General features: G+C 65.4%; 21 protein-coding genes. 8 read left to right on the top strand and 13 right to left on the bottom strand.

Going from position 1 to position 21,486, the window contains the following annotated elements; genetic code table 11:
* Positions 1-12: 12 nt before the first annotated feature.
* From M3A49_RS30875 to M3A49_RS30835, 9 genes are all read right to left on the bottom strand, one after another.
* Positions 13-1,248: a type II toxin-antitoxin system HipA family toxin gene (locus M3A49_RS30875; protein WP_266232362.1), complete on the bottom strand. Its 1,236-nt coding sequence runs from the start codon at positions 1,246-1,248 to the stop codon at positions 13-15.
* The gene (locus tag M3A49_RS30870; RefSeq protein WP_266232361.1) at positions 1,245-1,523 is read right to left on the bottom strand and encodes a helix-turn-helix domain-containing protein; all 279 of its coding nucleotides are present in this window, start codon (positions 1,521-1,523) and stop codon (positions 1,245-1,247) included. Before M3A49_RS30870 ends, M3A49_RS30875 begins: the two co-directional genes overlap by 4 nt.
* A gap of 212 nt (positions 1,524-1,735) precedes the next feature.
* Positions 1,736-3,373: an AMP-binding protein gene (locus M3A49_RS30865; protein ID WP_266232360.1), complete on the bottom strand. Its 1,638-nt coding sequence runs from the start codon at positions 3,371-3,373 to the stop codon at positions 1,736-1,738.
* Positions 3,374-3,425: 52 nt separating this feature from the next.
* Positions 3,426-3,842 carry a RidA family protein gene (locus M3A49_RS30860; RefSeq protein WP_254354623.1) on the bottom strand — a complete coding sequence of 139 codons (417 nt, stop codon included), beginning with the start codon at positions 3,840-3,842 and terminating at the stop codon, positions 3,426-3,428.
* A 41-nt stretch (positions 3,843-3,883) separates the two neighbouring features.
* The gene (locus M3A49_RS30855; RefSeq protein WP_266232359.1) at positions 3,884-5,071 is read right to left on the bottom strand and encodes an acyl-CoA dehydrogenase family protein; all 1,188 of its coding nucleotides are present in this window, start codon (positions 5,069-5,071) and stop codon (positions 3,884-3,886) included.
* A gap of 1 nt (position 5,072) precedes the next feature.
* Positions 5,073-5,927: an enoyl-CoA hydratase family protein gene (locus tag M3A49_RS30850; RefSeq protein ID WP_266232358.1), complete on the bottom strand. Its 855-nt coding sequence runs from the start codon at positions 5,925-5,927 to the stop codon at positions 5,073-5,075.
* A 35-nt stretch (positions 5,928-5,962) separates the two neighbouring features.
* On the bottom strand, positions 5,963-6,526 hold the full coding sequence (locus M3A49_RS30845; protein ID WP_266232357.1) for a MarR family winged helix-turn-helix transcriptional regulator: 564 nt from the start codon (positions 6,524-6,526) through the stop codon (positions 5,963-5,965).
* Positions 6,523-7,302 (bottom strand): SDR family NAD(P)-dependent oxidoreductase, encoded by a 780-nt coding sequence (locus M3A49_RS30840; protein ID WP_266232356.1) that lies wholly within the window; start codon positions 7,300-7,302, stop codon positions 6,523-6,525. The genes M3A49_RS30845 and M3A49_RS30840 overlap by 4 nt, the downstream gene beginning before the upstream one ends.
* A 2-nt stretch (positions 7,303-7,304) precedes the next feature.
* A complete protein-coding gene (locus M3A49_RS30835) occupies positions 7,305-9,665 on the bottom strand; it encodes a bifunctional salicylyl-CoA 5-hydroxylase/oxidoreductase (RefSeq protein WP_266232355.1) in 2,361 nt (786 codons plus the stop codon).
* An 80-nt stretch (positions 9,666-9,745) separates the two neighbouring features.
* Between M3A49_RS30835 and M3A49_RS30830 the strand changes: the two genes are divergently transcribed.
* Both M3A49_RS30830 and M3A49_RS30825 read left to right on the top strand, forming a co-directional pair.
* The gene (locus M3A49_RS30830) at positions 9,746-9,940 is read left to right on the top strand and encodes a hypothetical protein (protein ID WP_266232354.1); all 195 of its coding nucleotides are present in this window, start codon (positions 9,746-9,748) and stop codon (positions 9,938-9,940) included.
* Positions 9,941-10,238: 298 nt separating this feature from the next.
* On the top strand, positions 10,239-11,327 hold the full coding sequence (locus M3A49_RS30825) for an OpgC domain-containing protein (protein ID WP_254354629.1): 1,089 nt from the start codon (positions 10,239-10,241) through the stop codon (positions 11,325-11,327).
* 82 nt (positions 11,328-11,409) lie between these two features.
* On the opposite strand, the gene M3A49_RS30820 is transcribed toward M3A49_RS30825, so the two are convergent.
* Positions 11,410-12,186 (bottom strand): SDR family oxidoreductase, encoded by a 777-nt coding sequence (locus tag M3A49_RS30820; RefSeq protein ID WP_266232353.1) that lies wholly within the window; start codon positions 12,184-12,186, stop codon positions 11,410-11,412.
* Between the two features lie 210 nt (positions 12,187-12,396).
* On the opposite strand from M3A49_RS30820, the gene M3A49_RS30815 reads away from it, so the two are divergent.
* Positions 12,397-13,347 (top strand): ProQ/FINO family protein, encoded by a 951-nt coding sequence (locus M3A49_RS30815; RefSeq protein WP_254354631.1) that lies wholly within the window; start codon positions 12,397-12,399, stop codon positions 13,345-13,347.
* Positions 13,348-13,561: 214 nt separating this feature from the next.
* Here M3A49_RS30815 and M3A49_RS30810 read toward each other — a convergent pair whose 3' ends face one another.
* The 3 genes from M3A49_RS30810 to M3A49_RS30800 form a co-directional block, all read right to left on the bottom strand.
* Entirely contained in the window at positions 13,562-14,296 is a 735-nt protein-coding gene (locus tag M3A49_RS30810; protein WP_266232352.1) for a transglycosylase SLT domain-containing protein, read from the bottom strand.
* A 148-nt stretch (positions 14,297-14,444) separates the two neighbouring features.
* A complete protein-coding gene (locus M3A49_RS30805) occupies positions 14,445-15,341 on the bottom strand; it encodes a fructose bisphosphate aldolase (protein ID WP_266232351.1) in 897 nt (298 codons plus the stop codon).
* Positions 15,342-15,533: 192 nt separating this feature from the next.
* Positions 15,534-16,928 (bottom strand): PLP-dependent aminotransferase family protein, encoded by a 1,395-nt coding sequence (locus tag M3A49_RS30800; protein ID WP_266232350.1) that lies wholly within the window; start codon positions 16,926-16,928, stop codon positions 15,534-15,536.
* 172 nt (positions 16,929-17,100) lie between these two features.
* Between M3A49_RS30800 and cyoA the strand changes: the two genes are divergently transcribed.
* The 5 genes from cyoA (at position 17,101) to M3A49_RS30775 (ending at position 21,425) form a co-directional block, all read left to right on the top strand.
* Positions 17,101-18,123 (top strand): ubiquinol oxidase subunit II, encoded by a 1,023-nt coding sequence (gene cyoA, locus M3A49_RS30795; RefSeq protein ID WP_266232349.1) that lies wholly within the window; start codon positions 17,101-17,103, stop codon positions 18,121-18,123.
* 7 nt (positions 18,124-18,130) lie between these two features.
* On the top strand, positions 18,131-20,140 hold the full coding sequence (cyoB, locus tag M3A49_RS30790; protein ID WP_266232348.1) for a cytochrome o ubiquinol oxidase subunit I: 2,010 nt from the start codon (positions 18,131-18,133) through the stop codon (positions 20,138-20,140).
* Positions 20,141-20,143: 3 nt separating this feature from the next.
* Positions 20,144-20,749 carry a cytochrome o ubiquinol oxidase subunit III gene (cyoC, locus tag M3A49_RS30785; RefSeq protein WP_266232347.1) on the top strand — a complete coding sequence of 202 codons (606 nt, stop codon included), beginning with the start codon at positions 20,144-20,146 and terminating at the stop codon, positions 20,747-20,749.
* Entirely contained in the window at positions 20,746-21,120 is a 375-nt protein-coding gene (cyoD, locus tag M3A49_RS30780) for a cytochrome o ubiquinol oxidase subunit IV (RefSeq protein ID WP_266232346.1), read from the top strand. Before cyoC ends, cyoD begins: the two co-directional genes overlap by 4 nt.
* 107 nt (positions 21,121-21,227) lie before the next feature.
* Positions 21,228-21,425 carry a CsbD family protein gene (locus M3A49_RS30775; protein ID WP_254354637.1) on the top strand — a complete coding sequence of 66 codons (198 nt, stop codon included), beginning with the start codon at positions 21,228-21,230 and terminating at the stop codon, positions 21,423-21,425.
* The last annotated feature ends 61 nt before the right edge of the window (positions 21,426-21,486 follow it).

The raw sequence follows: 21,486 nt of genomic DNA, 5'->3' as shown, positions 1-21,486 counted from the left end.
GTGCTCGCGCGCCTAGCGCGCCAGTTTCGGGCGCGAGACGGGTTTGACGCCCGGACGTTCGACGACCCGCCGGATCCTGGCGAGCAGGTCGCCTTCGTGGAATCGCCGGTCCTCGGCGAAGCGCTCGGCGACCGTGAGATAGGCGCCGTGCAGGCGGCTCATGATGTCCTCGCCTTCGGACTGCCGCAGGCCGAGGCGCCGGGCGAAGGCATGGAGTTCCGCCGGCAAAGGGAACGTCTTGCTCCGGTTGAGGCTGAGCGCCATGCGCCCGTCGAGATCCGGGTAGATGTCCGTGCAGACCACGTCGAACACCGGAGCGAGACGGCGCGGTCCGGTCGGATCGATATAGAGGATTCCCAGGTTCTTCATGTGGGCATCGCCGTCGCGCAACAGGCACGAGAGGGCGATGCGCTCGAACAGGCGGCGTTTCTGCGCCGGGTCCGAGCGCGTATAGATGTCCACGGCCTTGGCGATCATCTCGTAGCTGCCCTCGTACTTGGCCTTGCCGGTGAGCACGCTCATGTCCTCGAATCCGATGGCCGTGCCGTTTGGCTCGCGGTCGAAACGTGACATGACGAAGAGCTTGCCGTCTTCGGAAAGCCAGAAGTTGGGGACTTCGAGCGCCGCCTCTTTCGCCACCGACATGCAGAAGTATTCGTTGCGCGCGAGCCCGGGGAAGTCGTCGCCTTCGGCCTTCACGATCACCGTGCGCAGGGGCAGTGCCGTGTGCTCGGCGGGGCGCGAGGCGGCTTCTGCGGCGAGCGGAACGACGGCCTTCGGCTGCACGCCGGAAATGCCTGAGCCGAGCGCGTAGCGGTCGATCAGGCGCTCGAACAACCGGCCCGACGGCGAGGAAAGTAATTCGTCCAGACGCTCGCCGTCGCTTTGCGGCACGCGCTCTCCCGGCACGGAATAGGTGAGCCGCCCGATCTGATTGGTGCCGGCGAGAAAGAGCAGGAACATGTCGCTCGGCGCGCCGTAACGCGCGAGGCGTTCCTCGATGACGAAACGCAGGTAGCCCTCCGGCCGGTTCATCGCGAAGACGCCCATCAGGTCGCCGCTCGCATAACTCTGGCGCCGCACCGGCATGGTGAGCGAGACGGCGGCCGTGTCTGGCGCGTCGCCGTAATTGAAGACGAAGCGGCTTTCACGCGCGAGCAGACCACTCGGTCCCTGCGGCGTATGGACTTCCAGGTTGCGGATTTCGCGCAGGAGCCTCTCGAGGTCGAATGCGGGGCTGGCACTCATTCGTCGTCCCTGAATATGTCGTTCAGGTCCTCGAGGATGACGGTATCCATGGGGCGAAGCACGACTTCATAGCCGAGCGCGTTCACGAGACGGCAGAGTTCACGCACGCCGACGTTGCCTGCGTGTTCGGCGTTCGTGACGGTGCGGCGGGCGACGCACGCCTGCTCCGCGAGGGCCTGCTGGGTCAGCTTGCGCTCGCGGCGCGTCGCGCGCAGGCCTTCTGCCAGGCGTTCGACGTTAGAGATCGAGAGGTTCGCGAATTTTTTGCGCATCATGGTGCGCATTATAGGTGGTTATTGAGCGAGTTGCGCATAATTCTGCGCATAAAGGCAGCCGGATTTTGTCGGAAAATGCGCGCAAACTTGCGCAAAGTCGCAGCTGATACCCGATATGCGCATGATTTTGCGCATATCGGGTATCAGCTGCGCGATGCATAACAGTTAAAGATTCAACGGTTTACGTAGTATTTCTTCCGCCTCGCGCCGTTTCACATCGACCGCAACGCCGAGCGCTTGAGCTTACCGGTCTCGGTGCGCGGCAGCGCGTCGATAAAAGCGATCAGGCGCGGATATTTGTACGCCGCCACGGCGCTCTTCACGAAGTTCTGCAACTCGGCGACCAGGGCGTCGCCGGCGCTGAAGCCCGGGCGCAAGACGACGAACGCCTTCACCACCTGGCCGCGCACTTCGTCGGGCACGCCCGTTACACCGCACTCGGCCACGGCGGGGTGCTGCATGAGTACCGTCTCGACTTCGGGCCCCGCGATGTTGTAGCCCGACGAAACGATCATGTCGTCGGAGCGGGCCTGATAGAACACATAGCCGTCGGCGTCGATGGATACGGCGTCGCCGGGCAGGTTCCAGCCGCCGCGCACGAACACGGCCTGGCGTTCGTCGGCGAGGTAGCGGCAGCCGGTCGGGCCGCGCACGGCGAGATTGCCCGTCACGCCGGGCGGCACCGGCTGCAGGTCATTATCCAGCGCCTGCACGACGTAGCCAGGCACCGCGCGGCCGATCGAGCCGGGGCGCACATCGGCGCCCGCGGACGACACGAAGATATGAATCAGTTCGGTGCCGCCAATGCCGTCGATCATCTCGATGCCCGTCGCGTCGCGCCATAGATCGCGCGTGGCCTGCGGAAGGGCTTCTCCGGCGGATACCGTCTTGCGCAGGCTGGCCAGGTCGTACTGCGTGACGAGCGCCGCCATCTGCCGGTAGAACGTGGGCGCGGTGAAGACGATGGTCGCGTGAAAACGCTGGATCGTGTCGAGCAGCAGCGCCGGCGTGAGTTTCTCGATCAGCACCGTCGACGCGCCGACGCGCAGCGGAAAACACAGCAGCCCTCCCAGCCCGAACGTGAACGCGAGCGGCGGCGTGCCGCAGAACACGTCCTCGGCCGTGGGCTTCAGGATGTGGCGCGGGAACAGGTCGCACATCGCGATCACGTCGCGGTGAAAGTGCATGCAGCCCTTGGGCATGCCTGTCGTGCCGCTCGTGAAGGCGATCAGGCAGACGTCGTCGCTGGCCGTGTCGCAGGCCGTGAAGTCGGCGGGCTTGTCTGCCGTGAGCGCTTCCAGCGTGCCTGGCGCCGTGTCGTGAAAGTAGCAGACCTGCTTGATGCCTACGCAAAAGAACTCGTCGGCGGGGTCCATGCAGCGCGCGAGTTCTTCAGTGAGCCGCACATCGCACAGCGCCGCGCATACCTGCGCCTTGTCTGCGATCTGCTTGAGCTCCTTCGCGCGCAAGAGCGGCATGGTGGGAATCACCACGAGCCCTGCCTTGAGCGACGCGAGAAACGCCACGGCCATTTGCAGCGTGTTCGGCCCGCGCAACAGGACGCGGTCGCCCGGCTGCAGCCCCATGTCTTCCACCAGCACGCGGGCGCTGCGATTGACGAGCGCGAGCAGTTCGGCGTACGTGGTGGCTTGCGGCTTGCCGTCGATGTCCGACCAGATGGCCGGGCGCTCGCCGTGCCCGGCCTCGATCGCGCGGTCCAGCAGCTCGACCGCGCAATTCATGCGCGCGGGGTAGGCAACGTCGGGATTGTCGAGCAGCATGTCGGGCCACTGCGACTCGGGCGGCAGATGATCGCGTGCGAACGTATCGACATGGGCGGTGGGTTGCATGGCGTCTCCGGCTGTCTGTGTGAGCGGATCGTTCTGTTGCGTGGGCGGCGGTCTATCGGCGCGTGAGACGCGCGTCGTCGGGAATCACGGCCGTCGCTTCGATTTCCACTTTGGCGTCGTCTTCCATGAGCGCAACCACCTGCACCGCGCTCATGGCGATGTCGTAGTCGCCGATCAGCTCGCGAAACGCGGCGCCAATTTCCTTCAGCGATGCCAGGTACTCCTTCTTGTCGGTGACGTACCATGTCATGCGCACGAGGTGATCGGGCCTGCCGCCCGCGGTTTCGAGAACGGCGACGATATTGCGCAACGCCTGCACGGCCTGTGCGCCGAATTCGCGGCTCGTGAAGCGCGCGTTCTCGTCCCAGCCGATCTGGCCGGCGATATAGACCTGCGTGCCGGCAGCGGCGACGCCGTTGGCATAACCGCGCGGCTTGACCCAGCCTGCGGGAAGAAGGGCTTGTTTCATGTTTCGTCCGGTTCCGTAGAGAAGCATCGCGCAGCACGCGCTTACGCGGCGTTGTATGCCTTGAGCAAGTCACGCCCGACGATGAGCTGCTGCACCTCGGTCGCGCCTTCGTAAATGCGTAGCGAGCGAATCTCGCGGTAGAGCGACTCGACGATATTGCCGCTTTGCACGCCCATGCCGCCCCAAAGTTGCACGGCCGCATCGATCACCTGCTGCGCGCCTTCGCTTGCATGCCACTTCGCCATGGCGGCTTCGCGCGTCACACTTTCGCCCTGGTCGCGCAGCCACGCCGCGCGATAGACGAGCAGGGCGCTGCTGTCGATGGTGAGCGCCATTTGCGCGAGTTTTGCCTGAGTCAGCTGAAAATCGCCGAGCGTCTGGCCGAACATCTTGCGCGAAGCGGCGCGCGCGAGTCCTTCGGCCATCGCGCGGCGCGCGAAGCCGAGCGAAGCCGCGGCCACCGAGGTGCGGAAAATATCGAGCGTGCGCATGGCGATCTTGAAGCCTTCACCCGGCGCGCCGAGCATCTGGCTGCGCTTCACGCGCGCGCCGGTGAAGCGCAGGCGCGCGAGCGGATGCGGCGCGATCACGTCGATGCGTTCGGCGATTTCGAGCCCGGGGGTGTCGGCATCGACCACGAACGCGCTGATGCCGCGCGAGCCCGGCGCCTCGCCGGTGCGGGCGAACACCACGTAGAAGTCGGCGATGCCGCCGTTCGAGATCCACGTTTTTTCGCCGTCCAGCACGAAGTCGTCGCCCTCGGCGCGCGCGGCGAGCGCCATCGCGGCGACGTCGGAGCCCGCTTCCGGTTCGGAGAGCGCAAATGCGGCGATCGCTTCGCCGCGCGCTACGCGCGGCAGATAGCGCGACTTTTGCGCTTCGTCGCCGGCCAGCGAGATGGCGCCGGAGCCGAGGCCCTGCATGGCGAGCGCGAAATCGGCGAGGCCCGAGTGCTTCGCGAGCGTTTCGCGCAGCAGGCAGACGGCGCGCGTGTCGATCGTGTCGCCATGGCCGCCGTAAGCGGTGCCCCCCACGCCGTAGCGCAGCCAGCCGGCATCGCCCAGCTTGCGCACGAGCGCGCGGCAGGTCGCATCGACATCGTCGTGCGGCACGTGCGCGAGATGCTCACGCGCCCACGCTTCGATTCCCGCGCCGAGCGCGCGATGGCGATCTTCGAAGAACGGCCACGCGAGCGCGTCGTGGAGGTTGGTTTCAACGGCAGGGTTCAATTCAGTCCCCTTCGAAAACCGGCCGCGTTTTGGCCGCGAACGCCTCATAGGCGCGGCCGAAATCGCGCGTGGCCATGCAGATCGCCTGCGCCTGCGCTTCGGACTCGATCGCCTCGTCGATGCTCATGGTCCATTCCTGATGCAGCATCGTCTTGGTGATGCCGTGCGCAAAGGTCGGGCCGGACGCGAGATCGGCGGCGAGCTTCTGTGCATCGGCGAGCAGCGTTTTGGGCTCGCAGATCCGGTTGTAGAAGCCCCAGGCGTGGCCTTCTTCCCCGCTTGCGGAGCGGCCCGTATAAAGCAGTTCGGCCGCGCGGCCCTGACCGATGATGCGTGGCAGGATCGCGCACGCGCCCATGTCGCAGCCCGCGAGCCCGACGCGCGTGAAGAGGAACGCGAGCTTGCTGCGCGCCGTGGCGTAGCGCATGTCGGAGGCCATGGCGAGAATCGCGCCCGCGCCGGCGCAGATGCCGTCCACGGCGGCGATGATCGGCTGCGGGCAGTGGCGCATGGCTTTCACGAGGTCGCCGGTCATGCGCGTGAACATCAGCAGTTCGGGCATCGGCAGATCGATGAGCGGCGCGATGATGTCGTGCACGTCGCCGCCCGAGCAGAAGTTTTCGCCTGCGCCATGCAGCACGATAGCCTTCACGTCCGTCGCGTAGGCGAGCTGGCGAAACAGATCGCGTAGTTCTGCATATGATTCGAACGTGAGCGGATTCTTGCGCTCGGGGCGGTTGAGCGTGATGGTTGCCACGCGGCCTTGAACCGACCAGCCGAAGTGTTGCGCCTCATAACCGGCAAGCGTGACGCGGTTGCCCGCGAGGAGCGCTTCGGCGCTGGAACGTGTCGTCAAGATATGTCTCCCGGATCTTTGCAATTGCAGTGTGTTTAGCTTTCGAGCCCGTTGCGCAGATGTTGTTTGAGCTTGCCGAGCCGCTCGTTCATCTTCGACTTCTCGTCGAGCGAGAGGCCGCCGAACAGTTCCACCACCCATTGCTCGTGCGCGGCCGCCATGCGGTCGAAGAGGGCGCGGCCCTCGGGCGTGAGGCGCACCACGAAGGCGCGCCGGTCGTCGGGGGCGACGTCGCGCACGACGAGGCCTTCCTTTTCGAGCTGATCGGTAATGCCCGTGACGTTGCCGCCCGTCACCATCAGACGGCGCGAGAGTTCCGTCATGCGCAGACCTTCGGGGTGGCGCTCGAGCTGCGCCATCAGGTCGAAGCGCGGCAGCGTCGTATCGAACTCGACGCGCAGGCGGCGGCGCAGCTCGGCTTGCACGAGGTTCGTCGTGGTGAGCAGGCGCAGCCACAGGCGCAGGCCCATGTGGCTGTCGGCGCCCGTGCTCATTTCCATGTCGACGACATTCTCGGCCGGCTTTTCAACGCCCTTGCGCGGCGCTTTCGTTGCGGCCTTCGCCGTGGCGTTCTTGCGCGTGGATGTGGGCGATGTCATGTGATTTCTCCACCGGAAACGGATATGGACTGGCCCGTGATCGCGGACGATCCAGGCGCGCACAGCCACAGCACCGCGTTGGCGACTTCCTCCGGCGTGACGAAACGCTGCTGCGGGTTGTGGCGCACGAGGATGCCGCGCGCCTCGGCTTCGCTGCGCGAGGTCTTGCGCGTGATCTGTTCGAGCGACGCCTGCAGCAGTTCCGTTTCCGTATAACCGGGGCACACGGCGTTCACGGTCACGCCTTGCGTGGCCACCTCGAGCGCGAGCGCGCGTGTCATGCCGATCACGCCATGTTTCGAAGCGCAGTAGGCGGCGACATACGGGTAGCCGACCTGGCCCGCCGTGCTCGCGACATTGACGATGCGTCCGGCCTTACGCGCGAGCATGCCGGGCAGCGCCGCGCGCGTGCACAGAAACGCGCCGGTGAGATTCACGTCGAGCATGCGCTTCCACAGCGCGAGGTCGGTCTGCGTGAATGGCGCGGCCTGAGCCTGCCCCGCGTTGTTCACGAGGATATCGATGGCGCCGAGCGTTTCGGCTGCACGCGCGAACGCGGCGTTCACGGCGTCTTCGTCGGTGATATCGACGCTCACGCAAGCCACGTTCTCGCCGCCGCCGAGCGCGGCACGCTGGGCGTCGAGCCGCGCGGCGTCGCGGCCCATCAGCGTGACGCGCGCGCCCGCATGCAGGAGCGCGGCGGCCGTCGCCGCGCCGATGCCGCTGCCGCCGCCGGTCACGACTGCATGACGATCGTTCAGGATTGCCTCGTTCATGCTCACACGGTTCCTTCGGCGCGTTGCGCACGCTCGATCGGCGACAGGCCGGCCGCGGCTGCCGCTGCGGCGCGTTCGCGCTCGATGTTGCGTTCGAGTTGCGTTTTGGCCGCCATGTACTGGTTTGGCCACTTGATGTCGAGATAGCCGATGCGCGCGGCTTCGGTGAGCGTCCACGCGGGGTTGGCCAGGTGCGGCCGCGCCACGGCGCATAGGTCGGCGCGACCGGCCGCGATGATGCCGTTCACGTGATCCGCTTCGGAAATCGCCCCGACGGCGATCGTCGCGATGCCGGCTTCGTTGCGGATGCGGTCGGCGAAGGGCGTCTGGAACATGCGGCCGAAGACGGGCTTTTCTTCCTTGCTCACCTGGCCCGACGAAACGTCGATCATGTCCGCGCCTGCCGCCTTGAACGCGCGCGCGATTTCGATGGCGTCGTCGGGCGTGTTGCCGCCTTCCACCCAGTCGTGTGCCGAGACGCGCACCGAAATCGGCTTGTTTTCCGGCCAGATCGCGCGAATCGCCTTGAAAATCTCGAGCGGATAACGCAGACGATTGTCGAGCGATCCGCCGTATTCGTCCGTGCGTTGGTTCGTGAGCGGCGAGAGGAAACTGGAAAGCAGATAGCCGTGCGCGCAGTGCAATTCGAGCCAGTCGAAGCCCGCTTCGTTCGCCATTTGCGTGGCTTGCACGAATTGCGCCTCGATTTCGCGCAGTTCCTCGGTGCTCGCTTCGTGCGACCACTGGCTCACGCCGCGCAGATATTGCTGCGGCGAAGCGGAGACGAGCGGCCAGTTGCCGTCGTCGAGCGGCTGGTCGATGCCTTCCCATGCCACGCGCGTCGAGCCCTTGGCGCCGGAATGGCCGAGCTGCATGCCGATTTTCGCGTCCGAGTTCGCGTGCACGAAATCGACGATGCGCTTCCACGCCTGTAAATGTTCGGGCGCATACATGCCGGGGCAGGCGGGCGTGATGCGAGCATCGGGCGAGACGCAGGTCATCTCGGTCATCACGAGCGCGGCGCCGCCCATGGCGCGCGCGCCCAGATGCATGAGGTGATAGTCGCCGGCTACGCCGTCATGGGCGGAGTACTGCGCCATCGGCGAGACGATCACGCGGTTTTTCAACGTCACGCCACGCACGGTATAAGACGTGAACATGGGCGGCACGGCACGCGCCTCGCCACCCGCGCGCTGCGCGAGCCACGCTTCGAAGCCGGCCAGATAACGCGCGTCGCGCTCGCGCAGATTTTCGTGCGAAATGCGCTGCGAGCGCGTGAGCAGCGAATAGGCGAACTGCTCCGGATCGAACTTCGCGTAGCGGTCCACGTGCTCGAACCACTCGGTGGAATTGCGCGCGGCGTTCTGAATGCGCAGGACGTCCACGCTACGCACGTTCGTGTAGTGCGTGAGCGCCGCGCGCAGATCGCCAGGATGAGCTTCCATGCTGTTGGCGAGTTCGATGGCGTCTTCGAGCGCGAGCTTCGTGCCCGAACCGATCGAGAAGTGTGCGGTGTGCGCCGCATCGCCCATCAGCACGACGGGCGTTTCCTTGCGGTCGGCCGCGGTTTTCCAGTGCACCCATTCGCGATTGACCACGCGCGGAAAGCGGATCCATTGCGACGAGCCGCGCAGATGCGACGCATTCGAGCGCAGCGCGTGGCCGTCGAGATAGCGCGCGAACAGCTTCTCGCAGAACGCGATGCTGTCTTCCTTGCTCATGGTGTCGAGGCCGGCTGCGCGCCACACGTGATCGGGCGTTTCGACGATGAACGTCGATGTGTTGTCGTCGAAGCGGTAGGCGTGCGCCTGGAACCAGCCCCATTCGGTTTCCTCGAACGCGAACGTGAACGCGTCGAAGAGTTTCGACGTGCCGAGCCACACGAAGCGGCAATTGCGCAAATCGATATCGGGCTGATACGTGGCGGCGTACTTCTGGCGTGTGGCGCTGTTCAGACCGTCGCTCGCGATGATGAGGTCCGCATGGGCGACGTCGTCGTCGGTGATCTGCGACTCGAACACGAGCTTCACGCCGAGCGCTTCGCAGCGCGCCTGCAGGATGTTGAGCAAACGCTTGCGGCCAATGCCACAGAAGCCATGGCCCGACGAGCGGATCGCGCTGCCGCGAAAGTGAATCTCGATGTCGTCCCAATGGTTGAAGGCGTCGAGAATTTCGTCCGCGCTTTCGGGGTCGGCCGCGCGCAGGTTGCCCAGCGTCTGGTCCGAGAACACCACGCCCCAGCCGAATGTGTCGTACGGGCGGTTCCGTTCGATCACGGTGATTTCGTAGTCGGGGTGACGGCGCTTCATCAAAAGGCCGAAATAGAGGCCTGCGGGCCCGCCACCCATGCAAACAATGCGCATGCTCGCTCCTTCGTTCAGTCTGCAAGGTCAATGTAGGCCCAATTACTTTAGGTGTCAAGTAATTCGCAGATGGGGGCGGGATGACCCTGGGCGCGGCGGCGAATCTTCGGAATATTTCCGGAACCCTCGGCGCGGCGCGGCGTCAACTTGCCATGACGCAAGCAAAGGGAACATGCAGGTTTTCGCACGCCTTTCACGAGGCGCGGCGGCCGAAATATCGCGATGGCGCAGACGTGAAGCCGCGGGATGTGGCACCAGAAAAGGGCGAGCGCTGACTCGGCGTGCATGGCGCGCACCGTCCGGGCGTGCGTGCGCGACCGCGTGGAAGCGCGAAGTGGGTGAAATGCTTACCATGGGTTACGCAGCCGCATTTCGTGTCGAGCTGGCATTAAAGTCGCTTGGTGAGGCGGTGCTATGGCGCAGCCTTTTACGAAATCCTTTCATGCGTTGTGCGTGCGGCGACAAATCGATCAGGCATCCTTACAAAACGACTCATAAAGCTGACAGCTTCATCGAACCGAAGTCGCGCACCCCTTCAATCGTAATGTTCGACACGAACGGGAGTCGTCACCAGTGAGTCAGACAGCGAAGCGATCGATCGAAATCGACTTTTTCCGCGGTTTCGCATTGATTTCCATCGCGCTCGATCACATTCCTTCCAGCGTGCTTTCGCATGCGATGCTGCACAACTTCGCGTTCTGCGACTCCGCGGAAATTTTCGTGTTCGTGAGCGGCTATGTATGCGCGGCGAGTTGGCTCGCCATTGCCGGGAGAAAGGGCGAGGGCGCGGCCAACCGGCGCTTCTGGCGTCGCGGGCGCGAGATCTACGCCGCCTACCTGTGCACCGCTGCGCTCATGCTGCTGTCGGGCGCCGCCGCGGTGATGCTGCGGGTGGATTCGCCGCTGGTGACGGAGTCGGGTTATCTGCGCTTCGCCGCGCAGCCGTTCACGATGCTCGCCAATATCGCGGTATTTCGCGACCAGCCCTATCTGGCCGGCGTGCTGCCCATGTACATCATGCTCGTGATGATCTTGCCATTCGTGATGCCGCTTGCGCGCCGCTCGCCCGATCTCGTGCTCGTGGGCAGCTTCGTGCTGTGGTTCGGCGGGTGCTGGCTAGTGGGTTATTTGCCTACCGCGCCCGGCGCCATCTGGCCGTTCAACCCGTTTGCCTGGCAGGCCATGTTCATGCTGGGCCTGCTGTGCCGCATCTATCCGGTGTCGCGCGCGTTCCAGGTCTCGTGGACGGGCCGCGCGTTGACGGCGTTCGCGCTGGTGCTTGTCGCCACGTTCGCGTTCATCCAGTTGTTCGCCGATCTGGACGCTCAGCCTGGCTACATGAAACAGAATCTCGCGAGCGTGCGCATCGTGAACTTCGCCGCCGTGGCCTGGCTCGCCGCGCAGGCGGTGCGCAAGGGCTGGATAGCATGGCTTGCGCAACACCTGCCGGCCGTCGTCACCGTGGGGCAGCAGGGCCTTGTCTGTTTCGTGGGGGGCGCGGTGGCTTCGAACCTCATCGACACGCTGTTGCGTGCAACGCACGTCACCGCTTCCTTGCCCGCACGGCTCGCGGGCGATGTGCTCGCGGTCGGCGCATTGCTGGTCCTCGCGGGTAGCGTGCGGCGCCTGAAAGCGGTACGGCCGCGCGTCGCGCTCACGTGAAGCGCGACGGCGACAATTCAAAGGTGAGGGTTTGCGGGAGCCTCCGTGGCTGCATTCAAGGTGCATTCACTGCGCAACGCGCTCACGCCTTGCCGAGTTCGCGCACGTCGGTGGCGGGCACCGATCCGAATGCCTCGCTCAACGCATAGTCGATCAATTGCTGCGCGGCCGCTTCGGGCGTGGACAGCAAACCGTTCTGCTTGAGCTGTTCGAAGCGCTCGCGCATCGGGAACTGGTCGACGGCGGTCGCGCGGATCGCCTCCTGCATGCCGGTGTCGATCACGCCCGGTGCGATGCTGCAAATGCGCACGCCGGCTGGCGCGTCGAGGGCGACGGCACGCGCATGATGGTCGAGCGCGGCCTTGGTCGCGCAATACACGCTCCAGCCCGCATACGCGTTGCGCGCGGCGCCGCTCGAAATATGCACGATGCGGCGCGACGCGCTCGCGCCGAGCGCGGGCGTGGCGGCAAGCGCATTCGCGAGCATCAACGGCGCCGCCACGTTGAGCGTCACGGCGCGGGCAATGGCGAGCGGGTCCTGCGCGCCGAGCGGCGCAATGGGCTCGACGGCGCCCGCGTTGTTGAAGAGCAGCACGCAATGCGCGCCGTGCGCGAACGCATCGAGCGCGTCGCCCGCCAGCCAGCGCTCGAGTGCGGCAGGATCGGCGAGGTCCACGACGGTCTCGGAGAACCGTTCCGGATGGCGGGAAGCCAGTTCCGCATGTGCGCCGCGGCCGAGGCCGAGCACCTCGAAGTCCCGTTGCAGCAGCGATTGCGCGAGCGCCGCACCCAATCCGCGCGTATGGCCGGTCACGATGGCGCGCATGGTGGAACGGGGGGCAGATGTCGAAATCGTCATGGTGTCGTGATGAAAAAAGGATGCGATCCTTGCGCACGCAAGGTGTTGACGCTTGATATCCGAGGGATTTTGCCGCGCGCCGCGTGGATTCGCGGTGCGGCGCGGCGCGCGACGGCGGACTCAAAACCGGCCGCGGCAAGCGATTGCCCGGTTGGGTCGGCCGCGTTTTCGGTATCATAGCGTCCGGTTCCATATGGAAGAGATCTGGACGTGAAAGCCGCATCGCAACAACGCCGTACCCTGAGCTTCAAGGAAGGTCTTCTTGAGATCAAGAAGAGCATGGGGGGCGGCTCAGGCCAGCCAGCCGAAGAACAGGCGCAAAAATCGCAAGGCAAGCCCGCTCACAAGGGCGCGAAGGGCCATGGCGGCTCGCAAGCCCAAAAGGGCCCGCGCGCGCCGAGAGACGGTTCGGCGGCCGCTGGCGCGGCCGGCGGCAAGGACGAGCGTGCGCGCTCGCGCCACGGCCGGCCTCAGGGCGCGCGAGCGCAGGAGCAGAATCAAGGCGAGCAGGGGCAGCGAGCGCAGCAGCCGCGCCGGCCGCAGCAGCCGAAGCCTGCCCGCGGGCCTGAGGCGGCCGAGCGTTCCGGGCAGCAGCAGCGCCGCCGTCCGGCCCGTCCCCAGCAGCCGCCGGCCGCGAATCTGAGCGAGGCCGAAAAGGCGCGCATGGAGCGCAACCGCCAGCTCAACACGGTCTGGAACGTGTTCGCGAAGCACTACCCGGCGTTCCGCGACCGTTTGCCGCTCAAGATCGGCGTCGCCGAGGACCTCGTCGCGCGTCACCCCGAGTACGAGCGCACGATGATCGTCGCCGTGCTCAAGCGCCATGTGAACCATCCGCGCTATCACGAGCGTGTGGCCGCGGGCGGCTCGCGCTACGAGCTCGACGGCACGGCCTCGGAGGGCGCGGGCATCGATCCGTCGCACGTCGGCCGAGCGAATGCGGCGCTTGCGCGTCAGAAGGCCAAGGCCGAGGCGCAAGCCAAGGCGCGCGAAGAGGGCAAGGCCCAGCCCGAGGCCAAGGACGACGCCAAGGCCGAGGCGAAGACCGAACCCGCGCCCCAGCCCGAAGCCCACAGCGCAGAGCCGCAAGCCCCGTCCAACGCGCCGGAAGCCGCGGTCCAGCAAACGGAAAACGGCGAGACGCCCGCAAGCGGCGCCTGAGCCCGCGCGCCGGAAGTTCCGCCTTCGAAACGCCCCTCTCGCGGCACCGCCGTGCGAGGGGCGTTCGCACGTCCGGCGAGGCGCTGCCGATCGATGCGTGCGCAACGTTCGCCACACACGTCGGCCTTCGTATCGTGATCTCGGGGTGATTTCGGCGCGCATCGCATGTGCGCCGATCCCGCACAAGGCAGGCTAAACGAAGCAGGAAGCGGTGTTAGCGCGCGTTGGCCGAAGCGGCGTTTTGCACGGCAGCCAGTGCGGAGGCCTCCGATGTCACGGAGGGGGCGGCGGCAGGCGCGGATGCGCCGATCGCGGCGGTTGCCGCCGCAGCCGCAAAGGCGGAAGCCGCCGAAGCCGCCAGTCCGACGCTCGCCGGCGCATCGCTCGCGGCAGGCGCGCTAGCGGTGTCGAGCACCCGGCTGAACTCCACGGCGCGCGTGCGGATCTTTTCCGCATAGGCTTTCGAGCCGCCATAGTTCTTCATCGCGGCGTTGAGGTCGCCGCCGGCGGCCCGCTGGTAGCCATAGAGGATCGACGAGCCAACGTCGATGTTGACCTCGGGGTTGGTGAGATCCTTGTTGTGCAGGAGATTGCGATGCGCCGACGGCACCACCTGCATGAGTCCGGTCGCGCCATTCGCGCCGTGCGCCTTCTCGCGAAAGCGCGACTCGATCGAGATGATGGCGAGCAGCACCGCAGGCGGCAGCGAATATTTCTCGGCGGCGCCCGTGACGGCTTGTGAGATTTGCGCGGCTTTCTCTTTCGCGATACCGAACTTTTGCGTGAGGTATTTCGAAACCGCGACGGACATTGCACTGGAACTTGCGGGAGCAACCTCGCTCGCAGCCGATGCGCTGACGATGTCACTAGCGGGCGCCTGCTGCGCCTGCGCGGCCGCGGTTTGCACGAGGCCCGGCAACAGGACGAGCAGGCAGAGTAACTGCCTCATGGCCGGTGCATAGGAGAAAAAGAAGGCGCAAGTATAACCGGCCCCGATTAATGAGGCCGGCTGCGTGTCATCCCGTTTTCACATCCCTGATCGGTGTCGGGGCCGGGCGTCGCGCCCGGCGCGGCTTCTGGCAGCGTTCAGGCCGGGTTCAGTCCTTCTGCACTGAGGCCTTCCAGATTTCGTCGATGCTCGCGGCGAGCGCGGCGTCGAACTCGGCGTCGCTCATCGACTTCGTGAGGTCGTTGATGAGCGCGCGCGAAAAGCTGGCAATCATGCGATGGTTTTTGGCGAGACGCGCACACGCGTCGGTGCGCGAATAGCCGCCGGAGAGCGCCACCACGCGCACCACGCGCGGATGTTCGACGAGCGGCAGATAGAAGTCGGGCGTATCGGGAATCGTGAGCTTGATCATCACGTTCTGCGAGGCGGGCAGCGCGTCGAGCCCCTTGAGCAGTTCGTCGCGCAACAGCTTCTCGGCCTTGGCCTTGTCGGGTGCCTTGATCGAGACTTCGGGCTCGAGAATCGGCACGAGTCCGTGCGCGGATATCTGCGCACCAAATGCGAACTGCTGCGCGGCGATCGATGCGATGCCCGAAGGCGAGGCATGCTCGATCACCGAGCGCATCTTGGTGCCGAAAATGCCGGCCTTCACTGCGCGTTCGAGCAGGGCGTCGAGGCCCGGAATCGGCTTCATGAGGCGCACGCCGTCGGCCTCGGCCTCGAGCCCCTTGTCGACCTTGAGGAACGGCACGACGCCGCGCTCGTTCCAGAGGAAGTCGGGCACGGGCTTGCCTTGGGCCTGACCATCCATGGTCGCTTCGAAGAGGATCGCGCCAATCACCTTTTCGCCCGTGAACGCGGGGGCACTGACGATGCGCACCCGCATTTCGTGGATGAGGCGGAACATTTCGGCGTCGCCGCTATACGCGCTTTCGGCGATGCCGTACTGCCGCAGCGCGCCAGGCGTCGAACCGCCGCTCTGGTCCAGCGCGGCGATGAAGCCCGGTTTGTCGCGCATCTGCGCAAGCATTTGCTCGTTTGCCATCCTCGTATCTCCCGTATTGGGGCGCCCTTGCGGGCGCGGTTACTCGAATCCGGTCGCCGCCTGCTGCGACGAGTGTACTTGCGCCGCTGCGCCGCGTCTTTGCCATTATGTGGGCATGGCCGCGCAGCCGCACTGAAGAAGGGAAACGATAAACCGTAGCAATTGCGGTGCCAGGGGGAGCGGCACGTGACGTCACACGATGACTTGCGCCTGCGCGCTGCGGTCGTTCGCGAGCAGCGCCGAGAGCTTGCGCAGCGCCGCCTGCAACGGTTCGCGGCCGCCCGTCGCGCCGAGAGAAATGCGGATCGCATTCGCGGTTTCCGCGCCTTGCTGGAACGCCGTGGAGGGCGCCACGGCGAGTCCCTCGGTGCTCGCGGCCGCGGCCAGTTCGCGCGCCTGCCAGTAGCGCGGCAGCGTGTACCAGAGATGAATGCCCGCGCCCGCCGACGATCCCAGCGTGTGCGCCGCGATGCGCTGGCGCTCGCGCGCTTCGGCCTTCACGTCCGCGAAGATCTGCTCGGCTACGCCTTCCTCGATCCAGTGCGTGGCGAGCGCGTTGGTGAGCGGCGCGGCCATCAGCGAAAACGTGCGCAGCGCGGTCACGAGGCGTGTGCGTGCCTCTTCGTCGGGCAGCGCGAGATAAGCCGTGCGCAGGCCAGGCGAGAGCGTCTTGGAAAGCGTCGCGAGATAGCAGACCTGAGCGGGCGCGAGCCGGGCAAACGGCGCGGGCGCATCGGGTACGAAACGCCAGTAAGGATCGTCTTCGACGATCCGCGCGCCGCAGCGCTGCGCCACCCTCAGGATTTCCAGGCGGCGCGTCTCCGGCATGGTCGCTGTCGTCGGGTTCTGCAACGTGGGGTTCAGGTAGATGAGCCGCGCCGCGTGCTCGCGGCAAGCCGCTTCGAGCGCGTCGGGGCGCATGCCGTGGGCATCGAGGGCAACGGGGAGGATACGGCGGCCCAGTTGCGCCGCCGCGTGCGGCAGGCCCGGATAGAGCAGCGGCTCGGCGAGGATGACCTCGCCCGGCTGCGTGAAGGCGAGGATGAGCGCGGCAAGCGCCGCCTGTGCGCCGGGACAGACCACCACGCGATCGGGCGCGACGTGGCCGAGCATGGGCTGCAGCCACTTCGCGCCCGCCTGCCAGTCGGCGCGGCCGCCGCCGCCCATGTGGTAGGTCATGAGCAGATCGGCGTCGCTGCGCACCAGCACGCGCGCCATGCCTTCACGCAGCAGCGCATTCATGTCGAGGCCGGCGGGCGCAGGCGGGATATTCATGCTGAGGTCCACGCGCTGGAGCAGCTCGGCGCGCGGCGCGGCGATGAAGGTCCCCAGCGGCCCGCGCGCCTCGATCAGCCCGCGCCGCCGGGCTTCGTTGAAACCGCGCGTGACGGTGGTCAGATCGACCGCAAGCAGGGTGGCGAGACTGCGCTGCGCGGGCACGCGCTCGCCGGGGCGCAGTTGGCCTTGCGCCACCGCGCCCTCGATGAAATCGGCGAGCCGCAGGTAGCGCGGGCCGTTGCCGGACTGCATCGCCGCGGCCCATGCATTGATCTCGCCGGCGCTTTCGGCAGGTTGGTCGTGTGTCATTCTGTCGCGGATGTATGCGTCATGTCTTACTCTAGCATGCGTGCATGAAGCGCGTAAATCCATACATATAGGCTATGTATGGCTTCTACGGCGGCCCTCCGGGGCCGCTCGTGCGGCAGTAGAGTGAGCACGTATGGATGGGTTTGCGCGAACGTCAACCATGGAACCAGACATGCGCAATCCAGACCCTCGCTCGGGGCAGGCCGCTGCGGCCGGCCCGCCTTCTTCGTCCCGTCCACCCCTGATTACCCGCTTTTTGCGCCGCACCGCTCTCGTCGCGGCGGGCGCACCGCTCGTGCTACTCAGCGGCTGCAACATGGCGCTGCTCGCCCCGAAGGGCGACATCGGCGTGCAGGAAAAGAACCTGATCCTGATCGCGCTCGGCCTGATGCTGCTCGTCGTGATTCCCGTGATCGTGCTCACGCTGTGGTTCGCGTGGCGCTACCGCGCTTCCAACACGAACGCGACTTACGCGCCGCGCTGGTCGCATTCCACGGTCATCGAAGTGGTGGTGTGGACGATCCCCTGCGTGATCGTGCTCACGCTCGCCGTGCTGATCTGGCGCACGACGCACTCGCTCGACCCGTATCGCCCGATCGAATCGCAAACGAAGCCCGTGCGCGTGGACGTGGTCGCGCTCAACTGGAAGTGGCTCTTCATCTACCCGGATTACGGCGTGGCCTCCGTGAACCAGCTCGCGATTCCTGTGGATACGCCTGTTGAGTTCAACCTCACCGCCGAGTCGCTGATGAACTCGTTCTTCATCCCGCAACTGGGCAGCCAGGTGTATGCGATGCCGGCTATGCAGACGAAGCTGCACCTCATCGCGAACGAGCCCGGCATCTATGCGGGCCGCTCGGCGGCGTTCAGCGGCCCGGGCTTCTCCGACATGCATTTCGAAACGCTGGCCAAGAGCCGCGCCGACTTCGACGCCTGGATCGCGCAGGCGAAGGCGTCGCCCACGATGCTGAGCCGCGCGGCCTACGAACAGCTCGCGTTGCCCGGCGAAAAGACGCCGGTGACGCTCTATTCGAACGTCGCGCCGGGCCTGTTCGACGGCGTGGTCGGCAAATACATGCGCGACGTGCACGGCAACCCGATTTGCGGCACGGTCCCCACGGTCCCAAGCACAGTCCCTGGCACAGGCGCCCCGGCGCTCACGCTCAACCGTAGTGCCATCCTGGCAGCGGAGTAATCACACCATGTTCGGAAAACTCACGCTCGACGCCGTTCCCTGGCACGAGCCGATCATCATGGGCACGGGCGCCGTCGTGGCGCTCGGCGGCGTTGCCTTGCTCGCCGCGATCACGATCGCGGGCAAGTGGGGTTATTTGTGGCGCGAGTGGATCACGTCGGTCGATCACAAGCGCATTGGTGTCATGTACATCATTCTCGCGGTCGTCATGCTGCTGCGCGGTTTCGCCGACGCGATCATGATGCGCGTGCAACAGGCGCTCGCGTATGGCGACGCCGCGGGCTATCTGCCGCCGCATCACTACGACCAGATCTTCACGGCGCACGGCGTCATCATGATCTTCTTCGTGGCCACGCCCCTCATTCTCGGCTTGATGAACGTGGTCGTGCCGCTGCAGATCGGCGCGCGCGACGTGGCCTATCCGTTCGTCAACTCGCTCTCCTTCTGGCTTTCGGTGGTGGGCGCGGTGCTCGTGATGGTCTCCATGTTCGTGGGCGATTTCGCGGCCACGGGCTGGGTGGCGTATCCGCCGCTCTCGGAGCTTGGCTACAGCCCGACAGTCGGTATGGATTACTACATATGGTCGCTGCAGCTATCGGGCCTCGGAACGACACTCTCGGGCATCAACTTCATCGTCACGATCCTGCGCCTGCGCGCGCCGGGCATGGACATGATGAAAATGCCAGTGTTCGTGTGGACGGCGTTCATCACCAACATCCTGATCGTCGCGGTGTTCCCGGTGCTCACCGCCACGCTCGCGCTGCTCACGATGGACCGCTACTTCGACATGCACTTCTTCACGAACGAGCTGGGCGGCAACGCGATGATGTACATCAACCTGATCTGGGTCTGGGGTCACCCGGAGGTGTACATCCTCATCCTGCCCGCATTCGGTGCGTACTCGGAAATCATTGCGACGTTCTCGGGCAAGCCGCTGTTCGGCTACAAGTCGATGGTCTATGCCACGGCGTCGATCGGCATTCTTTCGTTCTTCGTGTGGCTGCACCACTTTTTTACGATGGGCTCGGGCGCGAACGTCAATGCGTTCTTCGGCATCATGACCACGGTCATTTCGATCCCGACCGGCGTGAAGCTCTTCAACTGGCTCTTCACGATGTATCGCGGCCGCATCCGCTATCACAGCGCCACGCTCTGGACCATCGGCTTCATGGTGACGTTCGCCGTGGGCGGCATGACCGGCGTGCTGCTGGCCGTGCCGGGCGCGGACTTCGTGCTGCACAACTCGCTCTTTCTCGTCGCGCACTTCCATAACGTGATCATCGGCGGGGTGGTGTTCGGCTGTCTTGCGGGCGTGAGCTTCTGGTTCCCCAAGGTGTTTGGCTTCACGCTCAACGAGTTCTGGGGCAAGGTGTCGTTCTGGTGCTGGCTGATCGGCTACTGGCTCGCGTTCACGCCGCTCTACATTCTCGGCTTCGAAGGCATGACGCGCCGCATGAATCACTATGAGGTGGCCGAGTGGCATCCGTGGCTCGTGGTGGCGCTCGTGGGTGCCGTGTTCGTGGGCCTCGGCATTCTCTCGTTCATCGTGCAGATCGTGGTGAGCCTGCGCGATCGCGAAGCGAACCGCGACGTGACCGGCGACCCGTGGGATGGCCGCAGCCTCGAGTGGTCGACGGCTTCGCCCGCACCGTTCTACAACTTCGCGGTGCTGCCGGAGATCACTTCGATGGAGCAGCACTGGGACAACAAGGAAGCGGGCCGCGCCTACGTGCAGCCGGTGAAGTACGAGGACATCCATATGCCGCGCAACACGGGCGCGGGCTTTATCATCGCCGCGTTCAGCCTGCTGTTTGGTTTTGCGATCGTGTGGCACATGTGGCTGTTCGCGGCGGTGGGCCTCATCGGCATGATTGCCACGTTCATCGTGCGCACCTACAACCAGGACATGGATTACTGGGTTCCGGCCGCCGAGGTCGAGCGCATCGAGAACGCGCGCTTCAGACAACTTGGCATCCAGCGTTTCGATCAATCCGAGCACATCGAGGAGATGGCGTAAACCATGGCTCACGCTGCTACTACTCACGCCCACGTTCATGGTCACGATCACGATGACAGTACCAGGACCACGCTGGGCTTCTGGATCTACCTGATGAGCGACTGCCTCATCTTCGCGACGCTCTTCGCCACGTTTGGCGTGCTCGCGAATGCGACGGCAGGCGGTCCGGGCGCGAGGGAACTATTCGAACTGCCCTACGTGCTGGGCGAAACGCTGCTGCTGCTTGCGAGCAGCGTCACGTTCGGCATGGCCATGCTGAATCTCTACGCGCAGCGGCGCGGCCAGGTGATCGTGTGGCTCGCCATCACGTTCCTGTTCGGCGCGGGCTTCGTCGCGATGGAGGTGAACGAGTTCGCCACGCTCATCGCCGATGGGGCGGGGCCCGGCACGAGCGCCTACCTTTCGGCGTACTTCACGCTGGTCGGCACGCACGGCCTGCACGTCACGGCGGGTCTGTTGTGGATCGCGATCATGATGCACCAGACCTTCAAGTTCGGTCTGACCGGCACGGTCCGCCGCCGTCTCGCCTGCCTGAGCCTCTTCTGGCACTTTCTCGATCTCGTGTGGATCTGTGTATTTACGTTCGTTTACCTGCGAGGTTTCCTGTGAGCCAGTCCCATGCCATTCATCACGCCGTGCATGACGCGTCGCACGGCAGCTTCAAGGGCTACATGATCGGCACGGTGCTCTCGCTCGTGCTGACACTCGCGTCGTTCGGCGTGGTGATGTTTCGAGTCGTTTCGCCGGGTTTCGGGCTTGCAGCCATCGTCGTGCTGTGCACCGCGCAACTCGTCGTGCAACTCGTGTATTTCCTGCATATCGGCGCGTCGCGCAGCCAGCGCGCCAACACGGCCATTTTTGTCTGCACGGCGTTTCTGATTGCGGTGATCGTCGGGCTTTCGCTGTGGGTCATGCACAACGCGAACGTCAACATGATGCCCACGCAGATCTCGATCGACCGCGCCATGGCGCACGACTGACGTATTACGTTGCGTCCCTCAATACGTGCGCGCCGGGCACCTTGGGCACAGTGCATGCGCTATACGAAGCGTCGCGACACACCGTCGCTTTTACGTGGAGTGTGACCATGAACAAGGACCAGGTGAAGGGCACGGCTGAAAAGATGAAGGGCAAGGTCAATGAGGCCGTGGGCCGCGCAACCGACAACCCGGCGCGCGAAGTGAAGGGGGACCTCCAGCAGGAAGCTGGCCAGGCACGCAAGAACGTGGGTGACCTGAAGGAGGCCGCAAAGGATATGGCGAAGGACGTGAAGCGCCATCACTGATAAACGATGGCTAACCCAGAGCGCCGCCGCCTCGGAAGGGGCGGCGGCGTCACGCTGTCCG

This window comes from Paraburkholderia sp. CNPSo 3076 (assembly GCF_026343935.1).
GTDB classification, from domain to species: domain Bacteria; phylum Pseudomonadota; class Gammaproteobacteria; order Burkholderiales; family Burkholderiaceae; genus Paraburkholderia; species Paraburkholderia nodosa.
The sequence above is the reverse complement of the archived record's forward strand: the minus strand, read 5'-3'. Positions and strand labels throughout refer to the sequence as shown.

Excerpts from the sequence above, each read along its gene's own strand:
- M3A49_RS30875 (WP_266232362.1), bottom strand. The coding sequence starts at position 1,248 with ATGAGTGCCAGCCCCGCATTCGACCTCGAGAGGCTCCTGCGCGAAATC.
- M3A49_RS30870 (WP_266232361.1), bottom strand. The coding sequence starts at position 1,523 with ATGATGCGCAAAAAATTCGCGAACCTCTCGATCTCTAACGTCGAACGC.
- M3A49_RS30865 (WP_266232360.1), bottom strand. The coding sequence starts at position 3,373 with ATGCAACCCACCGCCCATGTCGATACGTTCGCACGCGATCATCTGCCG.
- M3A49_RS30860 (WP_254354623.1), bottom strand. The coding sequence starts at position 3,842 with ATGAAACAAGCCCTTCTTCCCGCAGGCTGGGTCAAGCCGCGCGGTTAT.
- M3A49_RS30845 (WP_266232357.1), bottom strand. The coding sequence starts at position 6,526 with ATGACATCGCCCACATCCACGCGCAAGAACGCCACGGCGAAGGCCGCA.
- M3A49_RS30840 (WP_266232356.1), bottom strand. The coding sequence starts at position 7,302 with ATGAACGAGGCAATCCTGAACGATCGTCATGCAGTCGTGACCGGCGGC.
- M3A49_RS30835 (WP_266232355.1), bottom strand. The coding sequence starts at position 9,665 with ATGCGCATTGTTTGCATGGGTGGCGGGCCCGCAGGCCTCTATTTCGGC.
- M3A49_RS30830 (WP_266232354.1), top strand. The coding sequence starts at position 9,746 with ATGACCCTGGGCGCGGCGGCGAATCTTCGGAATATTTCCGGAACCCTC.
- M3A49_RS30820 (WP_266232353.1), bottom strand. The coding sequence starts at position 12,186 with ATGACGATTTCGACATCTGCCCCCCGTTCCACCATGCGCGCCATCGTG.
- M3A49_RS30810 (WP_266232352.1), bottom strand. The coding sequence starts at position 14,296 with ATGAGGCAGTTACTCTGCCTGCTCGTCCTGTTGCCGGGCCTCGTGCAA.
- M3A49_RS30805 (WP_266232351.1), bottom strand. The coding sequence starts at position 15,341 with ATGGCAAACGAGCAAATGCTTGCGCAGATGCGCGACAAACCGGGCTTC.
- M3A49_RS30800 (WP_266232350.1), bottom strand. The coding sequence starts at position 16,928 with ATGACACACGACCAACCTGCCGAAAGCGCCGGCGAGATCAATGCATGG.
- cyoA (WP_266232349.1), top strand. The coding sequence starts at position 17,101 with ATGCGCAATCCAGACCCTCGCTCGGGGCAGGCCGCTGCGGCCGGCCCG.
- cyoB (WP_266232348.1), top strand. The coding sequence starts at position 18,131 with ATGTTCGGAAAACTCACGCTCGACGCCGTTCCCTGGCACGAGCCGATC.
- cyoC (WP_266232347.1), top strand. The coding sequence starts at position 20,144 with ATGGCTCACGCTGCTACTACTCACGCCCACGTTCATGGTCACGATCAC.
- M3A49_RS30775 (WP_254354637.1), top strand. The coding sequence starts at position 21,228 with ATGAACAAGGACCAGGTGAAGGGCACGGCTGAAAAGATGAAGGGCAAG.